This is a genomic window from Ruegeria sp. CF5 (genome assembly GCF_056537325.1).
In genome coordinates, this window is sequence record NZ_JBQFRI010000002.1 from 382,521 (window position 1) to 405,890 (window position 23,370).

Below are 23,370 nucleotides of genomic sequence, written 5' to 3' on the forward strand. Positions count from 1 at the left end.
TCCCGGCTCTGTTGTGCCAAGGAGGAGCGGATGGACAAAGTGGCTTTGGTGACAGGTGGCGCGCGCGGGATTGGGCGGGCAATTGTCGAGGATCTGGCGAAGGATCACCGTGTTGCGTTTACATGGCGATCTACTGAACCCGCAGATATGGCAACTGGAACCGATTTGTTGCCATTGCAAGCGGATTTGACACAACCCGATCAGCCCGAAAAAGTCGTTTCGCAGGTTATTCGCCACTTTGGCAGGCTGGATGTGATTGTGAACAATGCAGGTCTGGTTGCGTCCACGCCCAAGGATGTCTTTGACGCGGATAATCACCGCGCGATTCTTGACCTTCACCTCTTGGTTCCGGCCGCATTGCTGGCGGCGGCTCTGCCGCATCTGGAACCGGGTGCCGCTATTGTCAGTATCTCGTCCGTCAACGCCGTCCTGCCGCCACGAGACGCGGTGACTTATGGTGCCAGCAAGGCCGCACTGAACCTGTGGACCCGCGGAATGGCAAAAGAACTTGGCCCGAGCGGCGTTCGCGTCAACGCCGTCGCTCCGGGTGCAATTAACATCCCCGAAGCGCCGCGTCCGGACGATCTGACCGCTCTGTTTGTCAATGAGACCGCCCTCGGCCGGATCGGAGCACCGCAAGATGTCGCCGGTGCTGTCCGATTTCTGATCTCGGACGCCGCCTCTTTCGTAACAGGCGAAGTCCTTACGGTTTCGGGCGGGTATCGGCTGTAGTTGTCCCTGCTCAGGGGGCAAGTACCTCTCGTTAGCTCTGGTAACAGTCCTGAAAACATTGCAATCTTCCGATATATCAATCAGGGATGGATATCCGGATGGCCAGGCCGAACGCATTGCTGATCTGCTCTCTTGCAGTCATTGCCGTCGTCGGGATTTGGGGCATCATTGACATCCAAGGGCTGGTGGCATGGGCCAGCGGCATCGTTCAGCAGACATTCCACAGCCGGGGTTGGTTCGTGATGCTGGCGGCCTCGGGGATGTTGATTGGATGTCTTTTTCTGGCGTTCTCCCCTTACGGAAACATCCGATTGGGAAGGGATGATGAAGAACCCGAATTCTCGACCCCGTCATGGATCGCCATGTTGTTTTCGGCGGGAATGGGCGTGGGTCTGCTGTTTTGGGCAGTGGCGGAACCGCTGACGCATTATCGGTTCATTTCGGAAATGGCACCGGACTTTATCGCAGCTCAACAGGCAATGCTGGCAACCAATTTTCACTGGGGCCTGCATGCCTGGGCGATTTACGGTTCAACCGCGCTGACCATTGCCTATTTCAGCTTTCGCCGGGGCACCGGGATGCTGGTCAGCGCACCGATCAAAAGCTTGTTTCCCGGCGAGCGTTGGGCCGACATTGTGGGGTGGTGGTCCGATTTCATGGCGATCATTGCAATTGCAATCGGTGTGGGCGGATCGATGGCCATGGGTGTGTTTCAGGTGGCCGATGGTATTGCCGTCATGATGAATGTCGAAGTGGCTGGCGCCCTTTTGATCGGGGCAGTTTTCGTGGCAATGGTTGCCGCCTACCTGCCCGCGCTGATGATCGATCTGGGACAGGGTATGTCACGGCTGTCGAATGCGGCCATGCTGATTGCTATCGCCCTGGTGGCCTACACCATTGTGCTGGGCCCAACAGAATATCTGTTGAACACCGTCGTGCAAGGCTTTGGCGACTATGTGACAAACGTCATTCCACGCGGGTTCCAGACCTACACCTTTTTCGGTGACACTGTTGCCAAGTGGTTCAGCGACTGGACGCTGACCTATATGGTCTGGTGGATCGCATGGGGGCCGTTTGTGGGTGTCTTTGTCGCCCGCATCTCGCGTGGGCGCACGATCCGCGAGTTTGTGATCGGCGTATTGTTTGCGCCCACCTTGTTCTCGGTTCTGTGGTTTGGGGCCTTCGGCGGGATTGGTCTGTTCGAAGCTTTGAACGGTGCGGGTGAGTTGCTGGCGATGACTCAAACCAATATCGAACGCGTCACCTTTGGCCTGCTGGAACGCTTGCCCCTGCCCTTTGTCACCACGCTGGCCACAGTTCTGGCCGCATTTCTGTTCATCGTTACCAGCGTCGTCAGCGCGGCTTTTGTTCTGGGCACATTTTCAACGGCCGGGGACCCGAACCCGCCGCCTAAGGTCCGACTGATCTGGGGGGCTTTGCTGGGGCTGCTGAGCGTCGCAATGATCCTGTCGGGTTCGGTGGATTCGGTGAAAATCCTGATCTCGCTGGGCGCCCTGCCCTTTGTGTTCATCTCGGTTCTGCTGATGGTCTGCCTGTTCCGCGGCCTGCGCGAGGAAGGAGCGATCCATGCTGATCGGTGACCTGACAGATACCCTGATGAACCTGACGACATTTGCCTTTATCGGCGCAATGGTCTGGATCTGGCTGCGCCGCTAACCGGAATTGCCCGCAGCCTTTTCCAGCGCAGGGCGGATCGTGTTTTCAATGACGCGTTGGGTGACCGGCCCGGCAAAGCGCAGAATGATCGTGCCTTCGCCATCGATCACATAGGTTTCGGGCACACCGTAGACGCCCCAGTCAAGGCCGGTACGCCCGCTCTCGTCCCGACCGATCGCACGATAGGGATCACCCAGCTCCACCAGAAACGCGTCGGCATTACCAAGCTTGTCCTTGTAGTTGATGCCATAGATCGGAATGCCCTCTTTCGACAGGGCTTCGAGGTTGGGGTGCTCGGCACGGCATGGGGCACACCAGCTTGCCCAGAAATTCACCAGCTTCACCTCGCCATCGCGTAGCGTCGCGTCGTCAAAGTTCTGCTTTCCTGGAAATTCTGCCATAGCGACCGGCGGTGCAGGCTGACCTTCGCGCGCGGATGGCAAGGCGTTCGGATCCTCACGGAACATGCCGACTGCCGCCAAAAGGGCGAATGCGCCGAATAGCAATGGCGGCGCAAGCATCAATGGGGAAACCTTAGCCATGCCGGGTCATCCTTTGTTCGATCTTTTCCATTTCGGCGCGCACTTTGCGGCCGCGCAGGATGCTGAACGCAACAAGTGCGACAAGCAGCACAACAGACGCCCCATAGGCAGAAAGGACCGTATCGGCATATTTTCCAAGATCGGGGATCATGCGTTCACCCTTTCACGTGCCAACAGCGCCTTGATGCGCCGTGCGCGGATTTCGGTTCCGGTGCGGTAAAAAACCAGTGCAATGAACAGCAATACAAAACCGATGATGCACAGCAACAGCGGGTAAAAGTAGATATTGCTGACCTTTTCTTCGGTATCCGTTCCGGTAATCGCACCCGCCCGCATCACTGAAGCCCCCTGATGCAGCCCCTGATTCCAGAAGTTCACTGCATAGCGGCTGAGAATGGCAAAAACCGAACCAACAAGGCACAGAACCGATGTCAGATCAGCGGCGGTATCAGGATCTTCGATCGCTTCCCACAGGGCCATATAACCCAGATAGAACAGAAACAGGATCAGAAACGACGTCAGGCGCGGATCCCATTCCCACCAAGTACCCCACATCGGCTGACCCCAGATTGCCCCGGTCACCAGTGCAATCAGGGTCATGACCACCCCTATCGGCGCTGCTGCCCGAGCCGCCAGTGCGCTGACGTGGTGACGGCGCACCAGCCAGACCAGTGACGTAGCCAGCATCATCAGCCAGCAGTTGATCGCCATCAGCGCTGCGGGCACATGCAGATAGATGATCTTGACGGTCGATCCCTGTTTGTAATCGTCCGGTGTGAAGAAAAAGCCCCAGACAAGTCCGACCACCAGACAGACAGCGGCGCTGATCCAGAAAAACGGCAGCACCCGCTCGGTCGTGGCGAGGAACTTTTTGGGATTGGCATATTCCCAGAGGGCATTGGCTTTGGTTGCGATTGACATGGGCCTTATCTAGTCCGAGTCGGCTGTGTTCTCAATTGACATCGGTCAACGTTAGCAAACGTCACCGAAGATTGATGCGCAGAACGGCTGCGCTGGCGAAGGGAAGCAAGGCGATGGTTGCGGCGGTAATGCCGGCCAGCATCAGCAGCGGTGTGCCGGTCTCCATCTCCGTGGCGCCGCGCCGGGCGACTTCGGCACCAAAGATCAGCGTTGGAACATACAGGGGTAGCACCAGCAACGACAGCAGCAGACCGCCGCGTTTCAGACCAACTGTCAGCGCCGCCCCGAACGTGCCAATGACACTGAGCGCGGGGGTGCCGACCACAAGCGAAACGACAAGCCAAAAGAAACCCGGTGCAGGCAGGTTTAGCAGAACGCCCAGCACCGGCGCAGCCAGAACCAGAGGCAGACCGGTTGTGATCCAGTGCGCAAACGCCTTGATCGTCACAACCGATTCCAACGGCAACGGCGCGGTGGCAAGCAGATCAAGCGATCCATCCTCCCAATCCAGCGCCAGCAGGCGGTCGAGGGACAAAAGGCAGGCCAGCAGCGCGCCCAGCCACAACACACCCGGCGCGATAGTGGACAGAAGCGACGATTGCGGACCGACAGAAAATGGCACCAGCACGGTCACGATCAGAAAAAAGGCCAGACCAAGCCCAAAGCCACCGCCTGCACGGAAGGCCAGTTTCAAGTCGCGCAACAACAGGGCGATCACAGGAAACCTCCGTCGAAGTCGTCGATGGGTTTGGGTTTTGCCTTGTTGGGGCCAACGTCCAGCACCTCGCCATCCAGTCCCAGATCGATATGGGTGGCGATCAAGGCTGAACCGCCCTGCTCCAGATGCCTGCGTACTGCATTCGCAAACATGGCAACCGCGTTGCGGTCCAGCGACACGGTCGGTTCATCCAGCATCCAGATGGGGCGGCCCGTGACCAGCATCCGCGCCAGCCCCAGACGCCGCTTTTGCCCGGCCGACAGGTTGCCCGCGTGCCTGTCCGCAAGATCGTTCAATTCAAAGGCATCCAGAGCAGACTGAATATCGCCCGCACCAAAGACCGAGGCCCAGAACGCAAGGTTCTCGGTAACGGTCAGCGTCGGCTTCAGCCCGTCCGAATGAGCGGCGTAGGCGATGCGATCCTCTGCGCCTTCGATTTGGCCGGAAAGCGGGGGTTGCAGACCGGCCAGCGTGCGCAGCAACGTTGTTTTACCGATGCCATTCGGCCCCCGAAGAATCAGTGCCTTTCCCGCCAAAAGCGTGAAATGCAGCCCTTCAAGCACCGGAATGCCGCCGCGGGTGATCGACAGGTTGGTTACGGTCAGTGTCATGCGTCCCGCTTATCCCATTGCCGTCAGGGGCAAAAGGCGGGAATTGCCGCATGACCCGCGTGTCGTGCATTTGGAGGCGTGCGAGGGGCCAGCCCCACGCGCTCCCCGGTGTATTTCCGGCCAGATGAAGGGGATCATCTATACAGGTATCAGAGCGAGCGCGACCCGGCGGCCTTCGGCCAGAAGCACGTTATAGGTACGGCAGGCGGCGGGGGAATTCATGATTTCGACGCCCAGCCCCGCGTCCTCGAGAGCTGTCCGGAGAGTGGCGGGTATGTGTGCCATCTCGGCTCCGGTGCCCACAAACAACACATCCACCTGCCCCGCAAGCTCCAGTAGTTGTCTGTCATCGGTGTAACCGCCCCATGCCGTTGTTCCGGTCGGGCCAGTGATAACCGCGCCTTCATGTACCTGACCACCGATGCGAAAAAAGCCGGGTCCGTAGCCGTCAATTGGTTTGGCGTCCGAATAGGTAACTTCGTTGAGGCGCATCGTGGTTCTTCCTCAGTCAAGGAGAGGCAGGCCCGAGATCACGGCCAGCAGGATGACGGTGTATGATGCCATGCGATAAACCTTTTCCAGCGAGGGATCAAACAACGCTTTCCCGATCAGCGTCGTAACGAGATACGGAATGGTCAGCAGCGCTGCAGTCCACAGCATGGCCGGGCTGGCAAGGCCGCCGATGAGAATGTTGGCGGCGATCACGATGTCCAGCATGGCAAGGAAGATGATCGTGTTGGCCCGGACCTTGCGCACATCCCGTGCATTGGCGAGGTAAAAGACGATCACAACCGGCCCTGTCAGGCCAGTCATCCCGCCAATAGTTCCGGCGCCGCCCCCGATAGCAAGGCGACCGGGCAAGCCCGGCCGTCCATGCCAGCGCCAACCCGTTACAACAGCCAGCAGAGTAGCCCCGATTACTGCGCTGGCGATCCAGCGGACAACCAGCGCGTCGAGCTGCACCATGATCCACAGCCCCAGCGGCACGGTGATCGCAGCGGCAAGCGCCAGCGTGCTGACTTCACTTTTGTCGCATTCCCGCCAAGCCTGCGGAGCGAGGGCCAGCGTTGAAATAATGCCTGTTGACGCCATGAGAAAAACAACCTCGGCGGCGGGCAGGAATTGCGTACCGACCGGCACAAAGATCATCGCAGTTCCAAAACCTGTGAAGCCGCGGACAAGGCCCGCGGCTCCGATCGTGAACAGCATCCAGCCTAGCCCGGGCGTGGCCAGGGCAAGGATCAGGCCGTCAGGCATCGATATTGGCATACTGGTTGCCTGCCGTGTTGGACGGCTTGGACCAGTCGCGTTTGACACCCAGCCACAGCAGAATGGTCGAGGCAACGAAGACCGAGGAATAGGTCCCCACGATCACACCCCAGATCATCGCAAAGACGAACCCCCGGATTACGTCCCCACCCAGCACATAAAGCGAGATGAGGGCCAGCAAGGTCGTGACCGAGGTCATTACCGTCCGGCTTAGGGTCTCGTTGATCGAGATGTTCAGAACCTCTTTCAGGTCTTTCTTCTTGTATTTTCGCAGGTTCTCTCGCACCCGGTCGAACACAACCACGGTATCGTTCAGCGAATAGCCGACGATGGTTAGCAGTGCAGCGATGATCGCCAGATCGAAGCGAATCTGCAGTTCCGAAAAGATGCCGATGGTCAGAATCACGTCATGTACCAGCGCGGCCACCGCGCCTAGCGCAAACTGCCATTCAAAGCGTAGCCAGATGTAGACCAGAACCGCACCAATCGCGAGAGCCACCGCGATGACAGCAGTCTGGATCAGTTCGCCCGAGACTTTCGGGCCGACGGATTCAACCGACACGAACTGAATATCCGGTGCTGCCGCTGTCAGCGCCTGTTCGACGGCCGTGACGGTCTGGGCCGAGACGGATTCGGCATCTGCCTGAGCCTGAATGCGGATCATCGCCACGTTTTCGTCCGGTCCGAAAGTCGGGTCGAAAATCTCGGTGATGGTCACATCACCCAATTCCAGTGGTGCTATTGCATCGCGATAAGCGCCCACATCGATTTCCTGCGCGCTTTGCGTGCGGATCGTGGTGCCACCGCGGAAGTCGATGCCGAAATTCAGCCCCTGAATCAGGAACGAGGCAAAGCCCACTACCATTAGCAAGGCCGATATGCCCAGCCAGACTTTCCAGCGGCTGAAGAAATCGAACGAGGTATCCTTGGGAACAAGTCTCAGTCTCATATCAAACCTCGATCATTTTGGGGCGGCGGCGTTCGAACCACATCACGATCATAAGACGCGTGACGAAGATGGCGGTGAACACGGATGTCAGGATGCCCAGTCCCAGAGTGATGGCAAAGCCGCGGACAGGGCCACTACCCATTGCAAACAGGATCACGGCAGTAATGAAGGTCGTGATGTTGGCATCCAGAATGGCCGACAGCGCTTTTTCATAACCCAAATCGATAGCCCGCGATGGGCCTTTGGCGGTTTTGAGTTCTTCGCGAATTCGTTCAAAGACAAGTACATTCGCGTCCACCGCCATACCAACCGTTAGCACGATCCCTGCAATGCCAGGCAAGGTCAGCGTTGCACCGATCAGTGAAAGCAGACCAAAGATCAGGCCGACATTGATGATCAGCGCGACATTGGCAAAGATGCCAAACAGGCCATAGCTGAGCGCCATGAAAGTCAGAACTGCGACAAAGGCCACGATAGTCGCCACCTTACCCGCGTCGATGCTGTCCTGCCCCAGTTCCGGGCCGATGGTCCGTTCTTCGAGAAATTCCAGACCCGCAGGCAGCGCACCGGCGCGTAGCAGAACCGCCAGATTGGTACTTTCCTCTACGGTGAAACGACCGGTGATGATGCCGGAACCACCCGGAATGTGAGATTGAATAACGGGGGCCGAGATTACCTCATCGTCCAGAACGATGGCAAAAGGCGCACCTATGTTGTCACGGGTATAGTCGCCGAATTTGCGCGCACCAGAGGTGTTGAAGCGGAAACTGACGGCCGGACGGCCGTTCTGATCGAATGAAGGTTGCGCATCAACCAGTTCTTCACCGGTTACTACCGGGGCCGCTTCAACGGTGTAATAGACACCGTCTTCGTCCAGCGAAGGAATGATTTTTTCACCGATGCCCGGAGTAGCGTCTGCGTTCGTGCCTCGTCCGGCTACCGGATTGAATGTCAGTTGCGCCGTTGTACCGATGATATCCTTAAGTTCCGACGCACTACCGATACCCGGCACCTGAATGAGAATACGATCCGCGCCCTGACGCTGAATCGTTGGTTCACGCGTGCCAACCTCGTCAATCCGGCGACGGATGATTTCAAGCGCCTGCCGCACGGTGCGGTCGTCTGACGCCAGCTTTTCCGCTTCGGACAGCCGGACAACGATGGTATCGCCCTCGGCACTTACGTCGATGTCCGACGCACCAACGCCGGAGAGCGACTGAATCGGCCGCGCCAAACCACGCACCACTTCCAGCGCGCGGCTCATGCCTTCGGGCTGACTGATCCGAATGCGAATCTCGTCGGGGGCTGAAGGTTGCTTGCGAATTGTACCGATGGTCGCGCGTTCATCCCGCAGAGCGTCCCGGATTTCGGGCCACATCGCCTCCATCCGGGATTCGTAGACGTCACCAACCTGAACCTCGGCCAGCAAATGCGCACCACCGCGCAAATCGAGGCCAAGATTGACCAGAGACGACGGCATCCAGTTCGGCCATTGAGCCGCCACGGCCTGCATCTCGGGTGTGTCAACGCCAAGCTCGATTGCGGCTTTGGCGTCGTTTGACTGTTCAACGCGCGTATAGAACGCATTCGGCAGGGCCATGAGCAGGCCGACCACACAGACCAGCCAGATCAGAACCCGCTTCCAGGTATCAATTTGCAGCATTACCCTGCCTTTTCAAGGGATTGCGGAACGAAGTTATTTCGCCGGTTCGGTCTTGTTCAGAACCTGTGCGATCGTCGCTTTCACCACGCGTACCTTAACGCCTTCGGCAATCTCGACTTCGACCTCGCTGTCGCCTTCCTTGACCTTCGAAACCTTGCCGATCAGCCCGCCCTGGGTCACGACCTGATCGCCACGACGAACGGCCTCGACCATGGCCTGATGCTCTTTCATTTTCTTCTGCTGAGGGCGGATCAACAGGAAATACATGATCGCAAAGATCAGGATCAGCGGGAGAAACTGGGCGATTGCGCCACCATCCATGGGATATTCCTTTATTTTGTGCTTTGGGGAAGTCTTCCCCGCAAATTTGGCGGGAACCTATGCCCTGAAATGGGGGTTTGCAAGCAATGGCGTAGCCGGGCCAGCCAAAAATCAGGTTGTGGCGCCCCGCCTGTGCGCTGAATCAATAAATGATCGTTGCAGATATGTCCTATGCAGTTCGCCTCGCCCCGATATAGTCTGGTCAGAGGGGAAAAGATGGCAAAATCAATACAGTTTCTGATGGCCTCGCTGGCTATGGCGTTTTGCCTGATTGTTTGGGCACCTGCTGTACCGGCTCAGGAAGTCGAACGACCTATAGAGCTGACCGAGGAATCGGAAGAAGAGGTCTTTCACGCACCGGTAATCGTCGACGGCGAAGAATTGTTCGACATCCGCGGCTCCAGCGCTCTGCCCGCATCAGAGCGGGTCGAACGTGTTCAGAACAAGATCATCGAGGTCGCGGAGTCATCAGAAGCATCCAACGTCGAAATCACCTACGAGGAAACCGATCTTGGCATCCAGATATTCGCCGATGGTGAGTTGATCACGATCGTGACCGAGGCGGATGGCGAACTGGATCAGATGGACGTTCCCGTTCTTTCCACCCTGCAGGGACAGGCGATCCGCGAGGCGATTATTTCCTACCGTGCCAACAGAACCGAACAGGCGCGTGTATCCGGGGCAATCGAGGCGGGGTTGTGGACGCTGGGTTTCGCGGTGCTGATCTTTGCTATTCTGTGGCTTCACCGCCGGATACGTCGCCGCACGATTGCATTCGTCAAACGCCATCTGAAAGATGTTGAAACCGCGACCAACAAACAGGTTCAGGCCGAAGCCATTTCTGCCCTGATCCGATACGGTCTGAACTTCGTTCTGCTGGTTCTGTTTTTCATAGGCTTCTACTACTATCTGTCCTTCGTCCTGCTGGCCTTTGCTGAAACCCGGTATTTTGCACAGCTTCTGCTGACATACGTGACCGAACCGGTTCTGCTGATTTTCAGAGGCATCATCAGCTACATCCCGAACCTGATCATGCTGGCCCTGATCGCGCTGGTCACTCAGTACGTGATCCGGGGGCTGCGGGTCTTTTTCGACGCGGTTGAGGCGGGAACCTTTGAACTGGGCGACTTTGAACGGCACTGGGTCAATCCGACCTTCAACATCGCCCGCGTCGTGGTCATTTTGATCGCGCTGGTCTTTGCCGTACCGTATATTCCCGGCTCGGATTCAGCGGCCTTTCAGGGGCTGACAATCCTTGTTGGCGCAATGCTTTCTCTGGGTGCCAATTCCGTTGTCAGCAACATGCTGGCCGGGCTTTTCGTCATCTATCGCCGGTCCACCTCGATCGGAGATCGGATTCAGATCGGCGAACATATCGGCGATGTGGTTCAGATTAAGCTGATGGAGACGCATCTGAAATCCATCAAGAACGAATTGATCTCGATTCCCAATGCGCAGCTGATGAACTCGGACGTCGTGAACTATTCGAAAAAGACGGATGGCAGCGGGCTGTTGCTGCACACAACTGTCGGCATTGGCTACGAAGAACCACCCGCCAAGGTCGACGCGATGCTTATCGAAGCCGCGCGCCGGACCAAAGGGCTGAAGGCCAAACCCGAACCTTTTGTCCTGTGGACCGCTCTGGCCGATTACGCGATTAATTATCAGATCAACGCCTATACCACTCGTGGCGCGTTCATCCCGCGCATCAAATCCGACCTGCATCGCAACATCGTGACCGTTTTCAACGAGAACAAGGTTCAGATCATGACGCCCTCGTACATGGCCGATCCGCCCGAGCCGAAAATCCCCGAAGAAGAATGGGATGGCCATTTGGCGCACGACACCACAAAGGACGTCAGCGCCTGACTGCAAAATATCACGCAGGCGCCTCAGAACCGCAAAGGCAGTGCTACACCCTGCCTGTCAGATGGTGCATAAGCGGCTGTAGTGATTCACCGTTCAAGGATTTGACCCATGCACGACATCCGCGCCATTCGCGAAAACCCTGCCGCCTTCGACGCCGCCCTTGCGCGCCGCGGGGACGCGCCGGTGTCGTCAGACCTGCTGAGGTTGGATGAAAGCCGCCGGGCAAAGATTCTGGCGGCGGAAACCGCGCAGGCCGAACAGAACAAAGCCAGCAAAGAAGTCGGCGCAGCCAAGGGCCGGGGCGACGAGGCCGAGTTTGAACGCCTGCGCGCTCTGGTGGCCGAGAAAAAAGCAGAAGTCGCGCGGATGCAGACCGAAGCCAAGGATCTGGACGCATTGCTGAGCGATCAGCTGTCCCGCATTGCCAACCTGCCCGCAGATGATGTGCCAGAAGGTGCGGATGAGAACGACAATGTCGAAATCAGCCGCTGGGGCACTCCGCCTGAATTCGATTTTGCCGCCAAAGAGCATTTTGAGATCGAGAGCGTTCAAAGCGGCATGGATTTCGAAACGGCGGCCAAGCTGTCCGGGTCGCGTTTTGTGCTGATGTCGGGCGGAGTGGCACGCATTCACCGGGCTCTCGCCCAGTTCATGCTGGACACACACATCAACGAGAATGGGCTGACCGAGATGAATGGCCCCGTTCTGGTTCTGTCCGAAATGATGCAGGGCACTGGGCAACTGCCGAAATTCGGTGAAGACAGCTATCAGACCCGTGAGGGGTGGTGGCTGATCCCGACATCCGAAGTCTCGCTGACCAACATCGCCAATGATACGCTCATGGACGAAAGCGACTTGCCACGCCGCTACACATCTCATTCGCTGTGCTTCCGGTCCGAGGCCGGGTCGGCTGGTAAGGATACGCGAGGCATGCTGCGCCAGCATCAGTTCGAAAAGGTCGAGATGGTCTCGGTCACCCATCCGGACAATTCGGACGACGAACAGAAACGGATGCTGCGCTGTGCCGAGGGGATTCTGGAAAAGCTTGGTATCCCCTACCGCACCGTGATCCTGTGTACGGGTGACATGGGCTTCGGCGCGCGCCGGACCTATGACATCGAGGCATGGTTGCCCGGCCAGAACACCTATCGCGAGATTAGCTCGGTTTCGACTTGCGGAGGGTTTCAGGCCCGCCGCATGAACGCCCGTTTCCGCCCCGAAGGCGGCGGCAAGCCGGAACATGTGCACACGCTGAACGGTTCGGGTCTGGCAGTCGGGCGCTGCCTGATCGCGGTTTTGGAAAACGGCCAGAATGCGGACGGCACCGTTACCCTTCCTGAAGTTCTGGTGCCCTATCTGGGCGGTAAGCGGGTGCTGCAACTAGACGGCACACTGGCCTGACAATAAAAGCCGGCCTGCCTGAGGCAGCGCCGGCTTTTTGCGATTGAATGAGCGAAGAAGGCTTACTTCTTCGCTTTTTTCTTGCTCTTTTTCTTGTCGTCTTTTTTCTTGTCGTCTTTTTTCTTTACGTCCTTCTTGGACTTTTTGGATTTTTTGTCCTTTTTGGACTTTTCCTTGACCTTTTCCTTGGCCTTTTTGAACGCGGCTTCCATCTCAAGCTTTTTTCGGGCGGCTTTTTCCTCTTTGGCCTTGGCCTTGGCTTTTTTCTTGGCCTTGGCTTCTGCCAGTTCGGCGGCTGCACTTTCTTCCGCTGCCTTGCGCTCAGCTTCGGCCTTTTTCGCAGCGGTGGTCTTGGCCGTGGTCCTGCGCGTTGCAGGTTTGCGCGCAGCAGGCTTGCGGGTCGTTGTTTTGCGTGCAGGTGCCCGACGCGCGGGTGCTGCAGCAGGTTTTGCTGCGACAGCTTCTTTGGCAGCGGCAATCAGACGCGCCGCGCGGGCAGCGCCAATACGAGGAACTTTCACCAGTTGTTCGACCGAGGCCTTTGCCATGTCCTCCGCGGATTTGATGCCGTTGGCTGCCAGAGCGTTGCCAAGTGTTTCTCCCACGCCCCGCACATTGGTAACTGGTGTCATTTCAGGTCCTTTCCATTACTCCCCTGCTTATTCGTATATACACAGCATATACAAACATGCAAGCGGCACTCGCCCGGCGTTCAATTGCGTGGTTTCAGCCACTTGGCGCTAGCCTTGCGTTCTGACCGGTCTTCGGGAAGGGCACCAGACGTTTGGCATCCTCGTCCCACAGTTTCAGATTAAGCGCCGCCACCGCCTCGGGGAATTTGATCCGGCGTGGCGTGTATTCCGGCGGCAGATTATAGTGACAGGCGCGCAACCGGTAGGATGGTATCCGCGCATTGAAGTGATGAATGTCGTGTAGGGTGATGCAGGCAACCGCTGTGTCGAACCACCAACCGAAATCAAGCGCTGACGAGCCCTGCAGCGCCGCCACCTTGGGATCAAGTTCAGGTCGACGGTCCCAATAGGTGTCCTCGAAGTTGTGCTGAAGATACACAAGAAAGACGCCCAGCATTCCGCCCAGCAACGAAAACACCAGCCAGACCAGAATGCCTGTAGTTCCGGCGATCAGCCAGAGCAGCCCCAGAAACACGACAATGGACAGGTTGTGCAGCAGCACCCCTTTCATCCCGAACCGCATGGTGTTTTTCGGCCAGCGGTATCGAATAAAGTAGGTAAAGATCGCGCCAACCGGTACCAGAATGAATGGGTTGCGATACAGGCGATAGAACAGACGCGTCTTCCAGCCCGCCTCGTTCCATTCGCGCAGGGTCATGGTGTGGATTTCACCGGTTTCACGGTGCTCAAGGTTGCCAATGCCAGCGTGATGAAGATTGTGGTTCTGCTTCATCACTTCGAACGGCGCAAAGGTAAATGGCGACAGGCCGTGCCCGGCCCATTCATTCTGCTTTCGCGTCTCGAACAGTGAATGATGGCCGCAATCGTGTTGCAGGACGTAGAGGCGCACGGCGGCGAAGGCAAAAACGACACCGGCCGGGATCATGACATACCACGTATCGACATAGGCGATCGCAAGCACAAGTGACGCGAAATATACCGCGAAAGTCCCAAAGTAACTGAGTGCGGCAAGCCTGTTGTCCTGTACCGCGTATTGTCTTGTGTAATCCCTCAGATCCATCCAGCCTGTTCCCCACGATGGCCCGGTTCAAATTCGTTTCAAAACTAGTTACGCATCACGCGCACGCAAGCAGCGTGCGAAAACAAATGCACGCACGTGAATGCTAACGCCATGCGCGGGGCGTGTCACGCCCCAAGCACAAAAACGCTGAAAATTGGCGCAGTTACGCCCTGCCCTTCAGATGCTTGGCCAGAGCACCGGCATTTTTCTTGCGCCGTCCCTTGTAGGGGTTCTTGTCCCCTTGACCTCGCAGGGTCAGACGGATCGGCGTGCCGGGCATATCAAAGTCCTCGCGCAGGCCGTTAACCAGATAACGGGAATAGCTGTCGGGCATCTTGTCGGGGTGTGAACACATCACCACAAATCCCGGTGGACGCGTCTTGGCCTGGGTCATGTAACGCAGCTTGATCCGCTTGCCCTGCGGCGCCGGCGGCGGGTGCTGTTCCAGCATGCCAGTCAGCCAGCGGTTCAGGGCGGCGGTTGGCACGCGGCGGTTCCAGACGTCGTGCGCACGCAGGATCGCTGCATGCAGCCGATCCAGTCCCCTGCCCGTTTTGGCCGAAACCGTAATCAGCGGCGCGCCGCGCAGTTGCGGCAACAGGCGTTCAAAGGACTGTTTCAGGTCGCGTAGTTTTTCCTGCTTGCTGTCCTCGACATCCCACTTGTTGACGGCAACCACCACAGCGCGGCCTTCGCGTTCAGCCAGATCGGCAATGCGCAGGTCCTGCTGTTCAAACGGGATCGCCGCATCCAGCAGGACCACCACAACTTCGGCGAATTTGACAGCACGCAAACCGTCCGACACCGAGAGCTTTTCAAGCTTCTCCTGCACCTTTGCTTTTTTGCGCATACCGGCAGTGTCGAAGATGCGCATCGGAGTGCCGCCCCACTCGATCCGCAGGCTGATCGCGTCGCGCGTAATCCCGGCCTCGGGGCCAGTCAGCAACCGATCCTCTCCCATGATTTTGTTGATCAGCGTGGATTTACCCGCATTGGGTCGCCCGACCACAGCCACCTGTAGCGGCTTGGCCGCAGTGATGGCTGGCACCTCGCCTTCGTCATCCTCTTCCAGTTCGATATCTGTTTCGGGCGCGTCCTCAGCAGCCCTTTCAGCCATCGCATCGGCAATCGGCATTAACACTGCATAAAGGTCGGTCATCCCCTCGCCATGTTCACCGGACATGCGGATCGGTTCACCGAGGCCAAGGTTGTATGCCTCAAGCACACCGGCGTCGGCTGCAGCACCCTCGGCTTTGTTGGCCGCAAGGATCACGTGTTTCGAACGCTTGCGCAGGATATCGGCGAACATCTCGTCCGTTGGCGTCAGGCCCGTCCGCGCATCGATCATAAACAGGCACACGTCAGCCATATCCACGGCGCGCTCGGTCAGGCGGCGCATCCGTCCCTGCAGGCTGTCGTCGGTTGCATCCTCAAGGCCCGCCGTGTCGATCACGGTAAATCGCAGATCGCCCAACCGCGCTTCGCCCTCGCGCAGGTCGCGCGTTACGCCGGGTTGGTCGTCGACCAGAGCCAGACGTTTGCCCACAAGGCGATTGAACAGAGTGGATTTGCCCACATTCGGGCGCCCCACGATGGCGAGGGTCAGGGACATGTCACTATACTTTCAAGACTCAGACGCGCCCTTTAGCGCATCTTGCCGTCAACGGAAAGCGTGCAGTTCGCCCTTGGTCGAAACCACATACAGGGTTTGACCAGCTACAACCGGCGCTGTGGTTGCTCCGCCAGGGACTTCGACCTGGTTTATTAGAGTGCCATCTGTCGGGTTATAAAACCGCAGGTATCCATCATTTGTTGCAACGATGACCCGGCTGCCCGCCATGATGGGGCCATAGTTGGCATAGATAGCCCCCCGTTTCCGGGGCTTGTCCTTGATGAAGCCAGGCAGGTCCTTTGCCCAAACGATCGTACCGTCTGCCGAGTTCAGACGAACCAGCTGGCTGCGGTCACTGATCAGAAAGACGCTGTTACCAACGGGCCAGACGGGATCGACCGCCCCTTCATCCGCCGTCCAGATCCGTTCTCCCGAGTCGGCGGCAAAGGCCACGGTGCGACCAGAGTGGTTGCCGATATAGACGGTGTTTCCCGAAACCATCGGGCCACCGGTCACGTCAACGATCTGTGCAGCGGCACGGCCCTGCCGCCCACCTGCGACCGACGCGTTCCAGCGACGAATTCCACCCTTGCGGAACGTGGCGGCCACATCCCCGGACCCAAACGCGAATATTGCCAGGTCCGAGGCCAGAACCGGTGCCGGAGCGCCCAGAACGTTGCCGACGCTTGGCGTCCCCTCGATCTGCCATGCGATCCGGCCATCCTTGGTGTTGACCGCCCAACCGGTGTCATCACCCGCCACGAGATACAAAAGGCCGTCCTTTACCAGCGGCGATCCACTGCCGGTTGCGGCCAGCTTTTTCTGCCAGCGAACCGCACCGGTTCTGGCATCCAGCGCGGTCAACCGGCCAAAACCCGACGAGACATAAAGAATACCGCCCGAATAGGCCATTCCTCCGCCTGTTGCCTCAGCCTCGCTGTCGCGCGACGGGATCAGGTCGGTCTGCCACACGATGCCGCCCTGAGGCGACACAGCGGAAACGGTTGCGGCGGAGTCCAGCGTATAGATCAAGCCACCCGCGACCACCGGATCTGCCGTAATCCGCTGTTTACGCGCATCGCCACTGCCGATCGATACCGACCAGATGCGTTGTGGTGCGCTGCGAAGTGCGGCGTTGGTGGTCCGGAAAGCGGCAGTTCCGGGGCTTTGCTCCCAGCTGGCATTCGCCTTTTGCGACGGAATGCTGATCGGCTTGGACCCTTGAGTCTGCACAGTTCCGGTTTCGGTCGACGGGCGAATATCCTCACGGGTACCAGGCAGAATGACTTCGGATTCTTCACATGCGGTCAGAACGGTCAGTGCCAATGCCGCAACCGGCAATCCCATGCGGGAAAAGATATTTGCTACCATGATATTCTGAACTCGCCTGTCGTGTTTGTCGTTCTTTCGGCCGGGATCAGCCCTGTTGCCCTGCAAGAGCGTCTGGTCTGCCGCCAAGCGCCACAATCAACTGAGCGGCACGTTGTTGCAAGTCTACACTGGCCTCGGCGTCCTGACGCAGCGCCTGCAGCCGCTCCAGGGCGGCATCAGCATCACCTTCGGCAACATCGATCAGCGCCAATTGTTCTTCTGCCAGCAAACGAAGGGGCGCGCCCGGGGTTGCCAGAGCCTCGAACTGCTGGCGACGATCGGCGACTGGCATGCTGTCACTTTGCAAAAGCAGCGCCTTGAACGCCGCCATCGAGCGATAGATTTCCGGAAGTTCCCCCTGAACGGCGATCTTGTTGAGGCTGTCCACGGCCTCGGCCTGTGAACCGGATTCCATCTGAGACGCAGAAATCAGCATGTTCAGGATCGCGTCGCCCCCTGCAGAGTCTGCGGGCACACCTTGCAGTTTGGCAACCCGCTCGGCGGATTGGTTTTCATCCAGTGCCGCAAGAATGGCATCTCCAAGGCTCTGAGCGGCTGCAGCGTTTTGTGCCTTGCGGTATTCGTTGAAGGCCGCCCCCCCAACGATTGCGACAACGGCAAGCGCGCCAACCCATCCCCAGCGGCGCAACAGAATGAACAGACGATCACGGCGAACCTCTTCGGTCACCTCATCAATAAAACTGTCTGTGTCGCTCATCCCTGCACTCCGGGGCTGTGTTTTCCTATATTGCGCCATGTCATACCCCGCCCGTAGCGGCAAGCCAAGGGTCCGATTCCGCACTTTTTCGCGCGACTTGCATGGGGTTGCGGAAAAAAATAAACTGAACTAGTCAGTTCAGTGTAGACAAGTCACACGCCAATCCCCATGTGAAAGCGTGTACGCCGAGTGGACACGGCGAGCAAATCTTAGAAAGGCACGGAATGCGATTGATCTCCTTTATCAACGCCCTGTTGGTGATTGTTGCATTGTATTTTTTGGTTTTTGAGCGTGATGCCCTGTTTGCATTCGCCGGAAAAGGCGAGGCTGAGGCCGAAGAAACTGGTGAAACTGCAGGCGAATCCGAAGTCGCGGCCAAAGTGGCCGAGAATGCAATTGGAGTGGTCGCCGTGCGTTCGGTAGCCGCCGAGATCGACAGCGCGGTTGTTCTGCGTGGCCAGACAAAGGCCAACCGTCAGGTCGAAGTGCTGGCAGAAACAACATCGACGGTCCTTTCGGAGCCCAAACGCAAAGGTGCGTTTGTCGAAGCGGGTGATCTGCTTTGTGAGCTTGATCCGGGCACACGCCACGCCAGCCTTGCAGAAACCATGGCGCGAAAGCTTGAAGCCGAAAGCCGCATCCCCGAGGCCGAGGCCCGTCTGGAAGAAGCCCACGCGCGTGTGGCCGAGGCCGACATCAATCTGAAAGCCGCTAGAAAACTGTCGGAAACCGGCTTTGGCTCGGAAACCCGTCGAATCTCCAGCGAAGCTGCCATGAGCACCGCCGAGGCTGGTGTAAAATCCGCAGAGGCCGGTCTGGAAGCAACTCAGGCCGGGATCGAAGCCGCCGCCGCTGCAGTTGCCGCATCCGAGCGCGAGATTGATCGTCTGACCATCGAAGCCCCGTTCCGGGGCCTTCTGGAAAGCGACACGGCAGAACTTGGAAGCCTGATGCAGCCGGGCTCGCTCTGTGCGACCGTCATCCAGCTTGACCCGATCAAGCTGGTCGGGTTCGTACCAGAGACCGAGGTCAACCGCGTCATCGTCGGTGCGCCCGCAGGCGCACAACTGGCAACCGGCCTGCAGGTCGAGGGCCGCGTGACGTTCCTCAGCCGTTCAGCGGATGAAACAACCCGCACGTTCGAAGTGGAAATTACCGTTCCCAACCCGGAACTTTTGATCCGCGACGGACAGACGGCAACCATCCAGATCGCTGCCGAAGGGGCAAAGGCACATCTGTTGCCGCAATCCGCACTGACGCTGAACAACGACGGTCAATTGGGTGTTCGCACCATCACGACAGGAAACATCGTTGATTTCATGCCCGTGCGGCTGCTGCGCGACTCGGCTGATGGCGTCTGGATTGGCGGCCTGCCGGAGACCGTGGACGTAATTGTCGTCGGTCAGGAATTCGTGACCAAAGGCGTTGCCGTTAAGCCGACCTATCGGGAGGCCTCGAAATGACAGGCATCGTCGATTGGGCTGCCTCGCGCGCCCGAATGGTTCTGGCATTCATCGCGATTTCTTTGATCATTGGTGGCTTTGCCTATGTGAATCTACCGAAAGAAGGGGAGCCGGATATCGAAATTCCGGCTCTGTTCGTCTCGGTTCAGTTCCCCGGTATTTCTGCCGAGGACAGCGAGAACCTGCTGATCAAACCGATGGAAACCGAGCTTGCCGATCTGGACGGGCTCAAGGAAATGACAGCGACCGCCGCCGAAGGCTATGCCGGTATCGCGCTGGAATTCGATTTCGGTTGGGACAAGACCGCGATCACCGCAGACGTGCGCGATGCAATGAACAGCGCGCAGGCCAAGTTCCCGGAAGGCGCTGAACAATACACGCTGACCGAATTAAACTTTTCAGAGTTTCCGATCGTCATCGTCAACCTGACCGGTGCGGTTCCCGAACGGACTATGGCGCGCATTGCCAAAGATCTGCAGGACGACCTTGAGGCCATGGATTCGGTCCTTGAGGCCGGCATCGCCGGCAATCGGGACGAAATGCTTGAGGTCATCATCGATCCGCTGCGGCTGGAGGCGTATAACGTCACCGCCGCCGAATTGATCAACGTCGTTCAAAACAACAACCAGTTGATCGCTGCGGGTGAAGTTGAGACCGAACAAGGGACCTTCTCGGTCAAGATCCCATCCTCCTTCAAAACGCCTCAGGACGTCTATGGTCTGCCGGTCAAGGTGAACGGCGACCGCGTGGTGACTTTGGGTGAGCTGGCCGAGATCAACTATACCTTCGAAGACCGTGAGGGCACAGCCCGCTTCAACGGTGAAAACACGGTCGCGTTGCAGGTGGTAAAACGCAAGGGCTTTAACCTGATCGACACCGTCAATGCCGTCAAACAGACGCTGGAAGCCTCGCAGGAGAAATGGCCTGAGGAACTGAAAGCTGCGGTTCAGATCGGCACCTCGAACGATCAAAGTCGCGTCGTTGGGTCCATGGTCAGTCAGTTGGAAGGCTCGGTTCTGACGGCGATTGCACTGGTCATGATCGTTGTGCTGGCTTCGCTCGGCTCGCGCGCGGCGTTGCTGGTTGGTTTCGCCATTCCGACCTCGTTCCTGCTGTGTTTTGCGTTCCTTGCCGCCGTCGGCATCAGTATCTCGAACATCGTGATGTTCGGCTTGATCCTGGCCGTGGGTATGTTGGTCGACGGGGCCATTGTTGTCGTCGAATACGCCGACAAGCGCATCAAGGAAGGCGTCGGCCCGATGCACGCCTATGTGGAAGCCGCTCAGCGAATGTTCTGGCCGATCGTGTCATCCACCGCGACCACGCTTTGTGCCTTTCTGCCGATGCTGTTCTGGCCGGGCGTGCCGGGCGAATTCATGGGAATGCTGCCGGTTACGCTGATCTTTGTTCTGTCAGCTTCGCTGGTGGTTGCACTGATTTACCTGCCGGTCATGGGTGGCGTCTCTGGGCGCCTCAGCCGTATTTTCAGCCGCGTTTCGGACTGGTTGCGGATGAGAACGCCGTGGTGGGCACGTGCCGCGATGGTCCCGCCTGCGCTTTACATGATCTTCCTCGGCGCGATGCAGTTGCTGAATCCCAGCTATCTGATGCCAGAGGGCGCTGCAGGTGGAACCCTGTTCGGCGCCGCCCTGTTCCTGTTTGGCGCGTTCGCCGGGTCCGTCACACTGAGTGCCGCGCGCATCGAACGTGCGGAAGAAAGAGTGCACACCGCCAAGGAACACACAGCGTTTGGCCACGTCATCCAGTTCATCGCAGGTAATCCGGTGATGCCGGTCGTATCAATCGCGGTTGTGTTTTCTGTCGTCTACTATGTCGCGGTCGTTCTCTTTCCGGCGAACTCTCGCGGTGTCGAGTTTTTTGTCGCGACCGAGCCCGAACAGGCCACAACCTATGTCCGGGCACGTGGGAACCTCTCGCTGGCGGAAAAGAACGAGATGGTGCGTGAGGTCGAAGAGATCATTCTTGAACACCCTGCGGTGGTCAACGTGTTCTCCTTCGCTGGTGAAGGCGGCCTGAACACCGGCGGACCGGGTGGCGGGCAATCCCCTGCCGACACCGTCGGGCAGGTTCAGTTCGAGATCATTCCGTGGGAAGACCGGCCAACCCAATCCGAAAGCTGGTTCTTCGGAAAGCTGAGCCGTCAGGTCACCGCCACCGAATATGACGGCGACTATGTGATCGACGAACTGAATGCGGAATTGGCGAAACTGCCTGGCATTTTTGCCGAAATCCAGCCTCTGGAACAAGGGCCTGGACAGGGCAAGCCAATTCACCTGCGTATTAAGGGCGACGGATGGGAAGACCTGCGTTCAGCTACGGCAATTGCACGCGCTGAATTCGAAGAAACTCCTGGTCTGATCAAGATCGAAGACACCCTGCCCCTGCCCGGCATCGACTGGCAGATTGATGTCGATGTCGCCAAGGCCGGACGTTTCGGTGCAGACGTGGCGACCGTCGGAGCGATGGTGCAACTGGTGACGCGCGGTATCCTGCTGGGCGAAATGCGCCCCGAAAGCAACGACGAAGAGATCGATATCCGCGTCCGCTTGCCTGAACAGGACCGCGTGCTTTCGACGTTGGATACACTCAAGGTGCGTACGCCTGACGGGCTGGTGCCCCTGTCGAACTTTGTAACCCGCAAGCCGGTGGACAAACTGGCGCAGATCAACCGCGTGGATCAGGAGCGTTACTATGACGTGAAGGCTGATGTTGAACCTGGCCTGATGCAGATTGCGACCGAAGGGGCGGAAGGGGCCGTTGACCGTTTGGCGTTGGTGCGTGAAGTGCCGGAAGGCACCCAATCCGACGGGCCGGTTGTCAACAAGCCGGATGGCACCTCGTACGAAGTATTCCAACTGACTGGCGATGAAGACATCGCCGCAGTGCAGGCTGTGATCGATGCCGGCGACGCCAGCTTCACCCCTGTTAACCCGAACGAAAGGATCATCCTACTGACCGAATGGCTGGAGACCGAGCCTTTCCCCAATACTGTTAGCTGGGTCTGGACCGGTGATCAGGAAGAACAGGCGGAAAGTCAGGCCTTCCTGTCCAGCGCTTTTCTGGCCGCGTTGGGGTTGATGTTCGTCATTCTGCTGGCGCAGTTCAACTCGTTCTATAACTCGGTTCTGGTGTTGCTGGCGGTTGTTTTGTCGACAACCGGTGTGCTGATCGGGATGATGGTGATGCAACAGCCTTTCTCGATCATCATGACGGGCACGGGCATCGTGGCGCTGGCTGGTATCGTCGTGAACAACAACATTGTTCTGATCGACACCTATCAGGAATACAGCCGGTACATGCCCCGGATCGAGGCAATCGTTCGCACCGCCGAGGCCCGGATTCGCCCGGTTCTGCTGACCACGCTGACCACCATGGCAGGTCTGACACCGATGATGTTCGGCCTGTCTCTGGACTTTATCGGCGGTGGCTATTCCATCGACAGCCCCACCGCGCTGTGGTGGAAACAACTGGCAACGGCCGTGGTGTTTGGCTTGGGTATCGCAACGGTGCTGACGCTGATCGTGACACCTTCGTTCCTGGCGCTGCGGGTCTGGTTCTCGACCTACATGGTATGGCTGGGCAAGGTTCTGGCGCGTCTTACGGCAGGCCGGTCCAGCCAGGTCGCACGCGACATGGCGCTTGGCCGCGCTGCACGTCAGATGCAGGCAACCGAGATTGTCTGGGATGAAGGCCAGCCGCCCACACCTCTGTCCGAGGACGAAGCGCCACAACACCCGCCCCTCAAAGCGGCTGAGTAAGAAAAGGGCGGCGAACCAAACGGTTCGCCTCCCTTTTCCAA

The 23,370-nt window shown here is 58.3% G+C and carries 21 protein-coding genes; 6 read left to right on the plus strand and 15 right to left on the minus strand.

Annotated features, from left to right (window positions below):
- Nucleotides 1-30 precede the first annotated feature (30 nt).
- Both ACR0NW_RS08110 and ACR0NW_RS08115 read left to right on the plus strand, forming a co-directional pair.
- On the plus strand, nt 31-732 hold the full coding sequence (locus ACR0NW_RS08110) for an SDR family NAD(P)-dependent oxidoreductase (RefSeq protein WP_480449927.1): 702 nt from the start codon (nt 31-33) through the stop codon (nt 730-732).
- 98 nt (nt 733-830) lie between these two features.
- On the plus strand, nt 831-2,333 hold the full coding sequence (locus ACR0NW_RS08115) for a BCCT family transporter (protein ID WP_480449928.1): 1,503 nt from the start codon (nt 831-833) through the stop codon (nt 2,331-2,333).
- 72 nt (nt 2,334-2,405) lie between these two features.
- Here ACR0NW_RS08115 and ACR0NW_RS08120 read toward each other — a convergent pair whose 3' ends face one another.
- The 10 genes from ACR0NW_RS08120 to yajC form a co-directional block, all read right to left on the minus strand.
- Nucleotides 2,406-2,951, minus strand: a complete 546-nt coding sequence (locus tag ACR0NW_RS08120; protein ID WP_170651839.1) for a DsbE family thiol:disulfide interchange protein — start codon at nt 2,949-2,951, stop codon at nt 2,406-2,408.
- Nucleotides 2,944-3,102, minus strand: coding sequence for a heme exporter protein CcmD (gene ccmD / locus ACR0NW_RS08125; RefSeq protein WP_480449929.1), 159 nt, complete (start codon nt 3,100-3,102; stop codon nt 2,944-2,946). The genes ACR0NW_RS08120 and ccmD overlap by 8 nt, the downstream gene beginning before the upstream one ends.
- On the minus strand, nt 3,099-3,872 hold the full coding sequence (locus ACR0NW_RS08130; protein ID WP_170651835.1) for a heme ABC transporter permease: 774 nt from the start codon (nt 3,870-3,872) through the stop codon (nt 3,099-3,101). Before ACR0NW_RS08130 ends, ccmD begins: the two co-directional genes overlap by 4 nt.
- 61 nt (nt 3,873-3,933) lie before the next feature.
- A complete protein-coding gene (ccmB, locus tag ACR0NW_RS08135; protein WP_170651833.1) occupies nt 3,934-4,590 on the minus strand; it encodes a heme exporter protein CcmB in 657 nt (218 codons plus the stop codon).
- Nucleotides 4,587-5,201, minus strand: a complete 615-nt coding sequence (ccmA, locus tag ACR0NW_RS08140; protein ID WP_480449930.1) for a heme ABC exporter ATP-binding protein CcmA — start codon at nt 5,199-5,201, stop codon at nt 4,587-4,589. The genes ccmB and ccmA overlap by 4 nt, the downstream gene beginning before the upstream one ends.
- A 138-nt stretch (nt 5,202-5,339) precedes the next feature.
- Nucleotides 5,340-5,693 carry an Mth938-like domain-containing protein gene (locus ACR0NW_RS08145; RefSeq protein ID WP_480449931.1) on the minus strand — a complete coding sequence of 118 codons (354 nt, stop codon included), beginning with the start codon at nt 5,691-5,693 and terminating at the stop codon, nt 5,340-5,342.
- Nucleotides 5,694-5,705: 12 nt separating this feature from the next.
- Nucleotides 5,706-6,470, minus strand: coding sequence for a sulfite exporter TauE/SafE family protein (locus ACR0NW_RS08150; RefSeq protein WP_480449932.1), 765 nt, complete (start codon nt 6,468-6,470; stop codon nt 5,706-5,708).
- Nucleotides 6,451-7,419, minus strand: a complete 969-nt coding sequence (gene secF, locus ACR0NW_RS08155) for a protein translocase subunit SecF (protein WP_170651824.1) — start codon at nt 7,417-7,419, stop codon at nt 6,451-6,453. Before secF ends, ACR0NW_RS08150 begins: the two co-directional genes overlap by 20 nt.
- Before the next feature lies 1 nt (nt 7,420).
- Nucleotides 7,421-9,082 (minus strand): protein translocase subunit SecD, encoded by a 1,662-nt coding sequence (gene secD / locus ACR0NW_RS08160; protein ID WP_170651822.1) that lies wholly within the window; start codon nt 9,080-9,082, stop codon nt 7,421-7,423.
- A 33-nt stretch (nt 9,083-9,115) separates the two neighbouring features.
- Nucleotides 9,116-9,403: a preprotein translocase subunit YajC gene (gene yajC / locus ACR0NW_RS08165; RefSeq protein ID WP_480449933.1), complete on the minus strand. Its 288-nt coding sequence runs from the start codon at nt 9,401-9,403 to the stop codon at nt 9,116-9,118.
- A gap of 216 nt (nt 9,404-9,619) precedes the next feature.
- Between yajC and ACR0NW_RS08170 the strand changes: the two genes are divergently transcribed.
- Together ACR0NW_RS08170 and serS are read left to right on the plus strand one after the other, a co-directional pair.
- On the plus strand, nt 9,620-11,272 hold the full coding sequence (locus ACR0NW_RS08170; protein WP_480449934.1) for a mechanosensitive ion channel family protein: 1,653 nt from the start codon (nt 9,620-9,622) through the stop codon (nt 11,270-11,272).
- A 108-nt stretch (nt 11,273-11,380) separates the two neighbouring features.
- On the plus strand, nt 11,381-12,673 hold the full coding sequence (serS, locus tag ACR0NW_RS08175; protein ID WP_480449935.1) for a serine--tRNA ligase: 1,293 nt from the start codon (nt 11,381-11,383) through the stop codon (nt 12,671-12,673).
- Between the two features lie 62 nt (nt 12,674-12,735).
- Here serS and ACR0NW_RS08180 read toward each other — a convergent pair whose 3' ends face one another.
- From ACR0NW_RS08180 to ACR0NW_RS08200, 5 genes are all read right to left on the minus strand, one after another.
- Nucleotides 12,736-13,305 (minus strand): helix-hairpin-helix domain-containing protein, encoded by a 570-nt coding sequence (locus ACR0NW_RS08180; RefSeq protein ID WP_480449936.1) that lies wholly within the window; start codon nt 13,303-13,305, stop codon nt 12,736-12,738.
- A 94-nt stretch (nt 13,306-13,399) separates the two neighbouring features.
- A complete protein-coding gene (locus tag ACR0NW_RS08185; protein WP_480449937.1) occupies nt 13,400-14,386 on the minus strand; it encodes a fatty acid desaturase in 987 nt (328 codons plus the stop codon).
- 163 nt (nt 14,387-14,549) lie between these two features.
- Nucleotides 14,550-15,998 (minus strand): ribosome biogenesis GTPase Der, encoded by a 1,449-nt coding sequence (der, locus tag ACR0NW_RS08190; RefSeq protein ID WP_480449938.1) that lies wholly within the window; start codon nt 15,996-15,998, stop codon nt 14,550-14,552.
- A 48-nt stretch (nt 15,999-16,046) separates the two neighbouring features.
- Nucleotides 16,047-17,369: a PQQ-like beta-propeller repeat protein gene (locus ACR0NW_RS08195; RefSeq protein ID WP_480449939.1), complete on the minus strand. Its 1,323-nt coding sequence runs from the start codon at nt 17,367-17,369 to the stop codon at nt 16,047-16,049.
- A gap of 46 nt (nt 17,370-17,415) precedes the next feature.
- Nucleotides 17,416-18,087 (minus strand): hypothetical protein, encoded by a 672-nt coding sequence (locus ACR0NW_RS08200; protein WP_480449940.1) that lies wholly within the window; start codon nt 18,085-18,087, stop codon nt 17,416-17,418.
- A 224-nt stretch (nt 18,088-18,311) separates the two neighbouring features.
- Here ACR0NW_RS08200 and ACR0NW_RS08205 point away from each other — a divergent pair, with 224 nt between their 5' ends.
- Nucleotides 18,312-19,550 carry an efflux RND transporter periplasmic adaptor subunit gene (locus tag ACR0NW_RS08205; protein ID WP_480449941.1) on the plus strand — a complete coding sequence of 413 codons (1,239 nt, stop codon included), beginning with the start codon at nt 18,312-18,314 and terminating at the stop codon, nt 19,548-19,550.
- Complete coding sequence (locus ACR0NW_RS08210; RefSeq protein WP_480449942.1) at nt 19,547-23,329, plus strand: efflux RND transporter permease subunit; 3,783 nt, start codon at nt 19,547-19,549, stop codon at nt 23,327-23,329. The genes ACR0NW_RS08205 and ACR0NW_RS08210 overlap by 4 nt, the downstream gene beginning before the upstream one ends.
- The last annotated feature ends 41 nt before the right edge of the window (nt 23,330-23,370 follow it).

Bases quoted from the DNA above. Each gene is read 5' to 3' on its own strand.
- ACR0NW_RS08210 (WP_480449942.1), top strand. From the start codon at position 19,547: ATGACAGGCATCGTCGATTGGGCTGCCTCGCGCGCCCGAATGGTTCTG.
- ACR0NW_RS08110 (WP_480449927.1), top strand. From the start codon at position 31: ATGGACAAAGTGGCTTTGGTGACAGGTGGCGCGCGCGGGATTGGGCGG.
- ACR0NW_RS08180 (WP_480449936.1), bottom strand. From the start codon at position 13,305: ATGACACCAGTTACCAATGTGCGGGGCGTGGGAGAAACACTTGGCAAC.
- ACR0NW_RS08120 (WP_170651839.1), bottom strand. From the start codon at position 2,951: ATGGCTAAGGTTTCCCCATTGATGCTTGCGCCGCCATTGCTATTCGGC.
- ACR0NW_RS08115 (WP_480449928.1), top strand. From the start codon at position 831: ATGGCCAGGCCGAACGCATTGCTGATCTGCTCTCTTGCAGTCATTGCC.
- ACR0NW_RS08205 (WP_480449941.1), top strand. From the start codon at position 18,312: ATGCGATTGATCTCCTTTATCAACGCCCTGTTGGTGATTGTTGCATTG.
- ccmD (WP_480449929.1), bottom strand. From the start codon at position 3,102: ATGATCCCCGATCTTGGAAAATATGCCGATACGGTCCTTTCTGCCTAT.
- ACR0NW_RS08130 (WP_170651835.1), bottom strand. From the start codon at position 3,872: ATGTCAATCGCAACCAAAGCCAATGCCCTCTGGGAATATGCCAATCCC.
- ACR0NW_RS08195 (WP_480449939.1), bottom strand. From the start codon at position 17,369: ATGGTAGCAAATATCTTTTCCCGCATGGGATTGCCGGTTGCGGCATTG.
- ACR0NW_RS08200 (WP_480449940.1), bottom strand. From the start codon at position 18,087: ATGAGCGACACAGACAGTTTTATTGATGAGGTGACCGAAGAGGTTCGC.
- serS (WP_480449935.1), top strand. From the start codon at position 11,381: ATGCACGACATCCGCGCCATTCGCGAAAACCCTGCCGCCTTCGACGCC.
- yajC (WP_480449933.1), bottom strand. From the start codon at position 9,403: ATGGATGGTGGCGCAATCGCCCAGTTTCTCCCGCTGATCCTGATCTTT.
- ccmA (WP_480449930.1), bottom strand. From the start codon at position 5,201: ATGACACTGACCGTAACCAACCTGTCGATCACCCGCGGCGGCATTCCG.
- ACR0NW_RS08150 (WP_480449932.1), bottom strand. From the start codon at position 6,470: ATGCCAATATCGATGCCTGACGGCCTGATCCTTGCCCTGGCCACGCCC.
- ACR0NW_RS08185 (WP_480449937.1), bottom strand. From the start codon at position 14,386: ATGGATCTGAGGGATTACACAAGACAATACGCGGTACAGGACAACAGG.
- secD (WP_170651822.1), bottom strand. From the start codon at position 9,082: ATGCTGCAAATTGATACCTGGAAGCGGGTTCTGATCTGGCTGGTCTGT.
- ACR0NW_RS08145 (WP_480449931.1), bottom strand. From the start codon at position 5,693: ATGCGCCTCAACGAAGTTACCTATTCGGACGCCAAACCAATTGACGGC.
- ACR0NW_RS08170 (WP_480449934.1), top strand. From the start codon at position 9,620: ATGGCAAAATCAATACAGTTTCTGATGGCCTCGCTGGCTATGGCGTTT.
- secF (WP_170651824.1), bottom strand. From the start codon at position 7,419: ATGAGACTGAGACTTGTTCCCAAGGATACCTCGTTCGATTTCTTCAGC.
- der (WP_480449938.1), bottom strand. From the start codon at position 15,998: ATGTCCCTGACCCTCGCCATCGTGGGGCGCCCGAATGTGGGCAAATCC.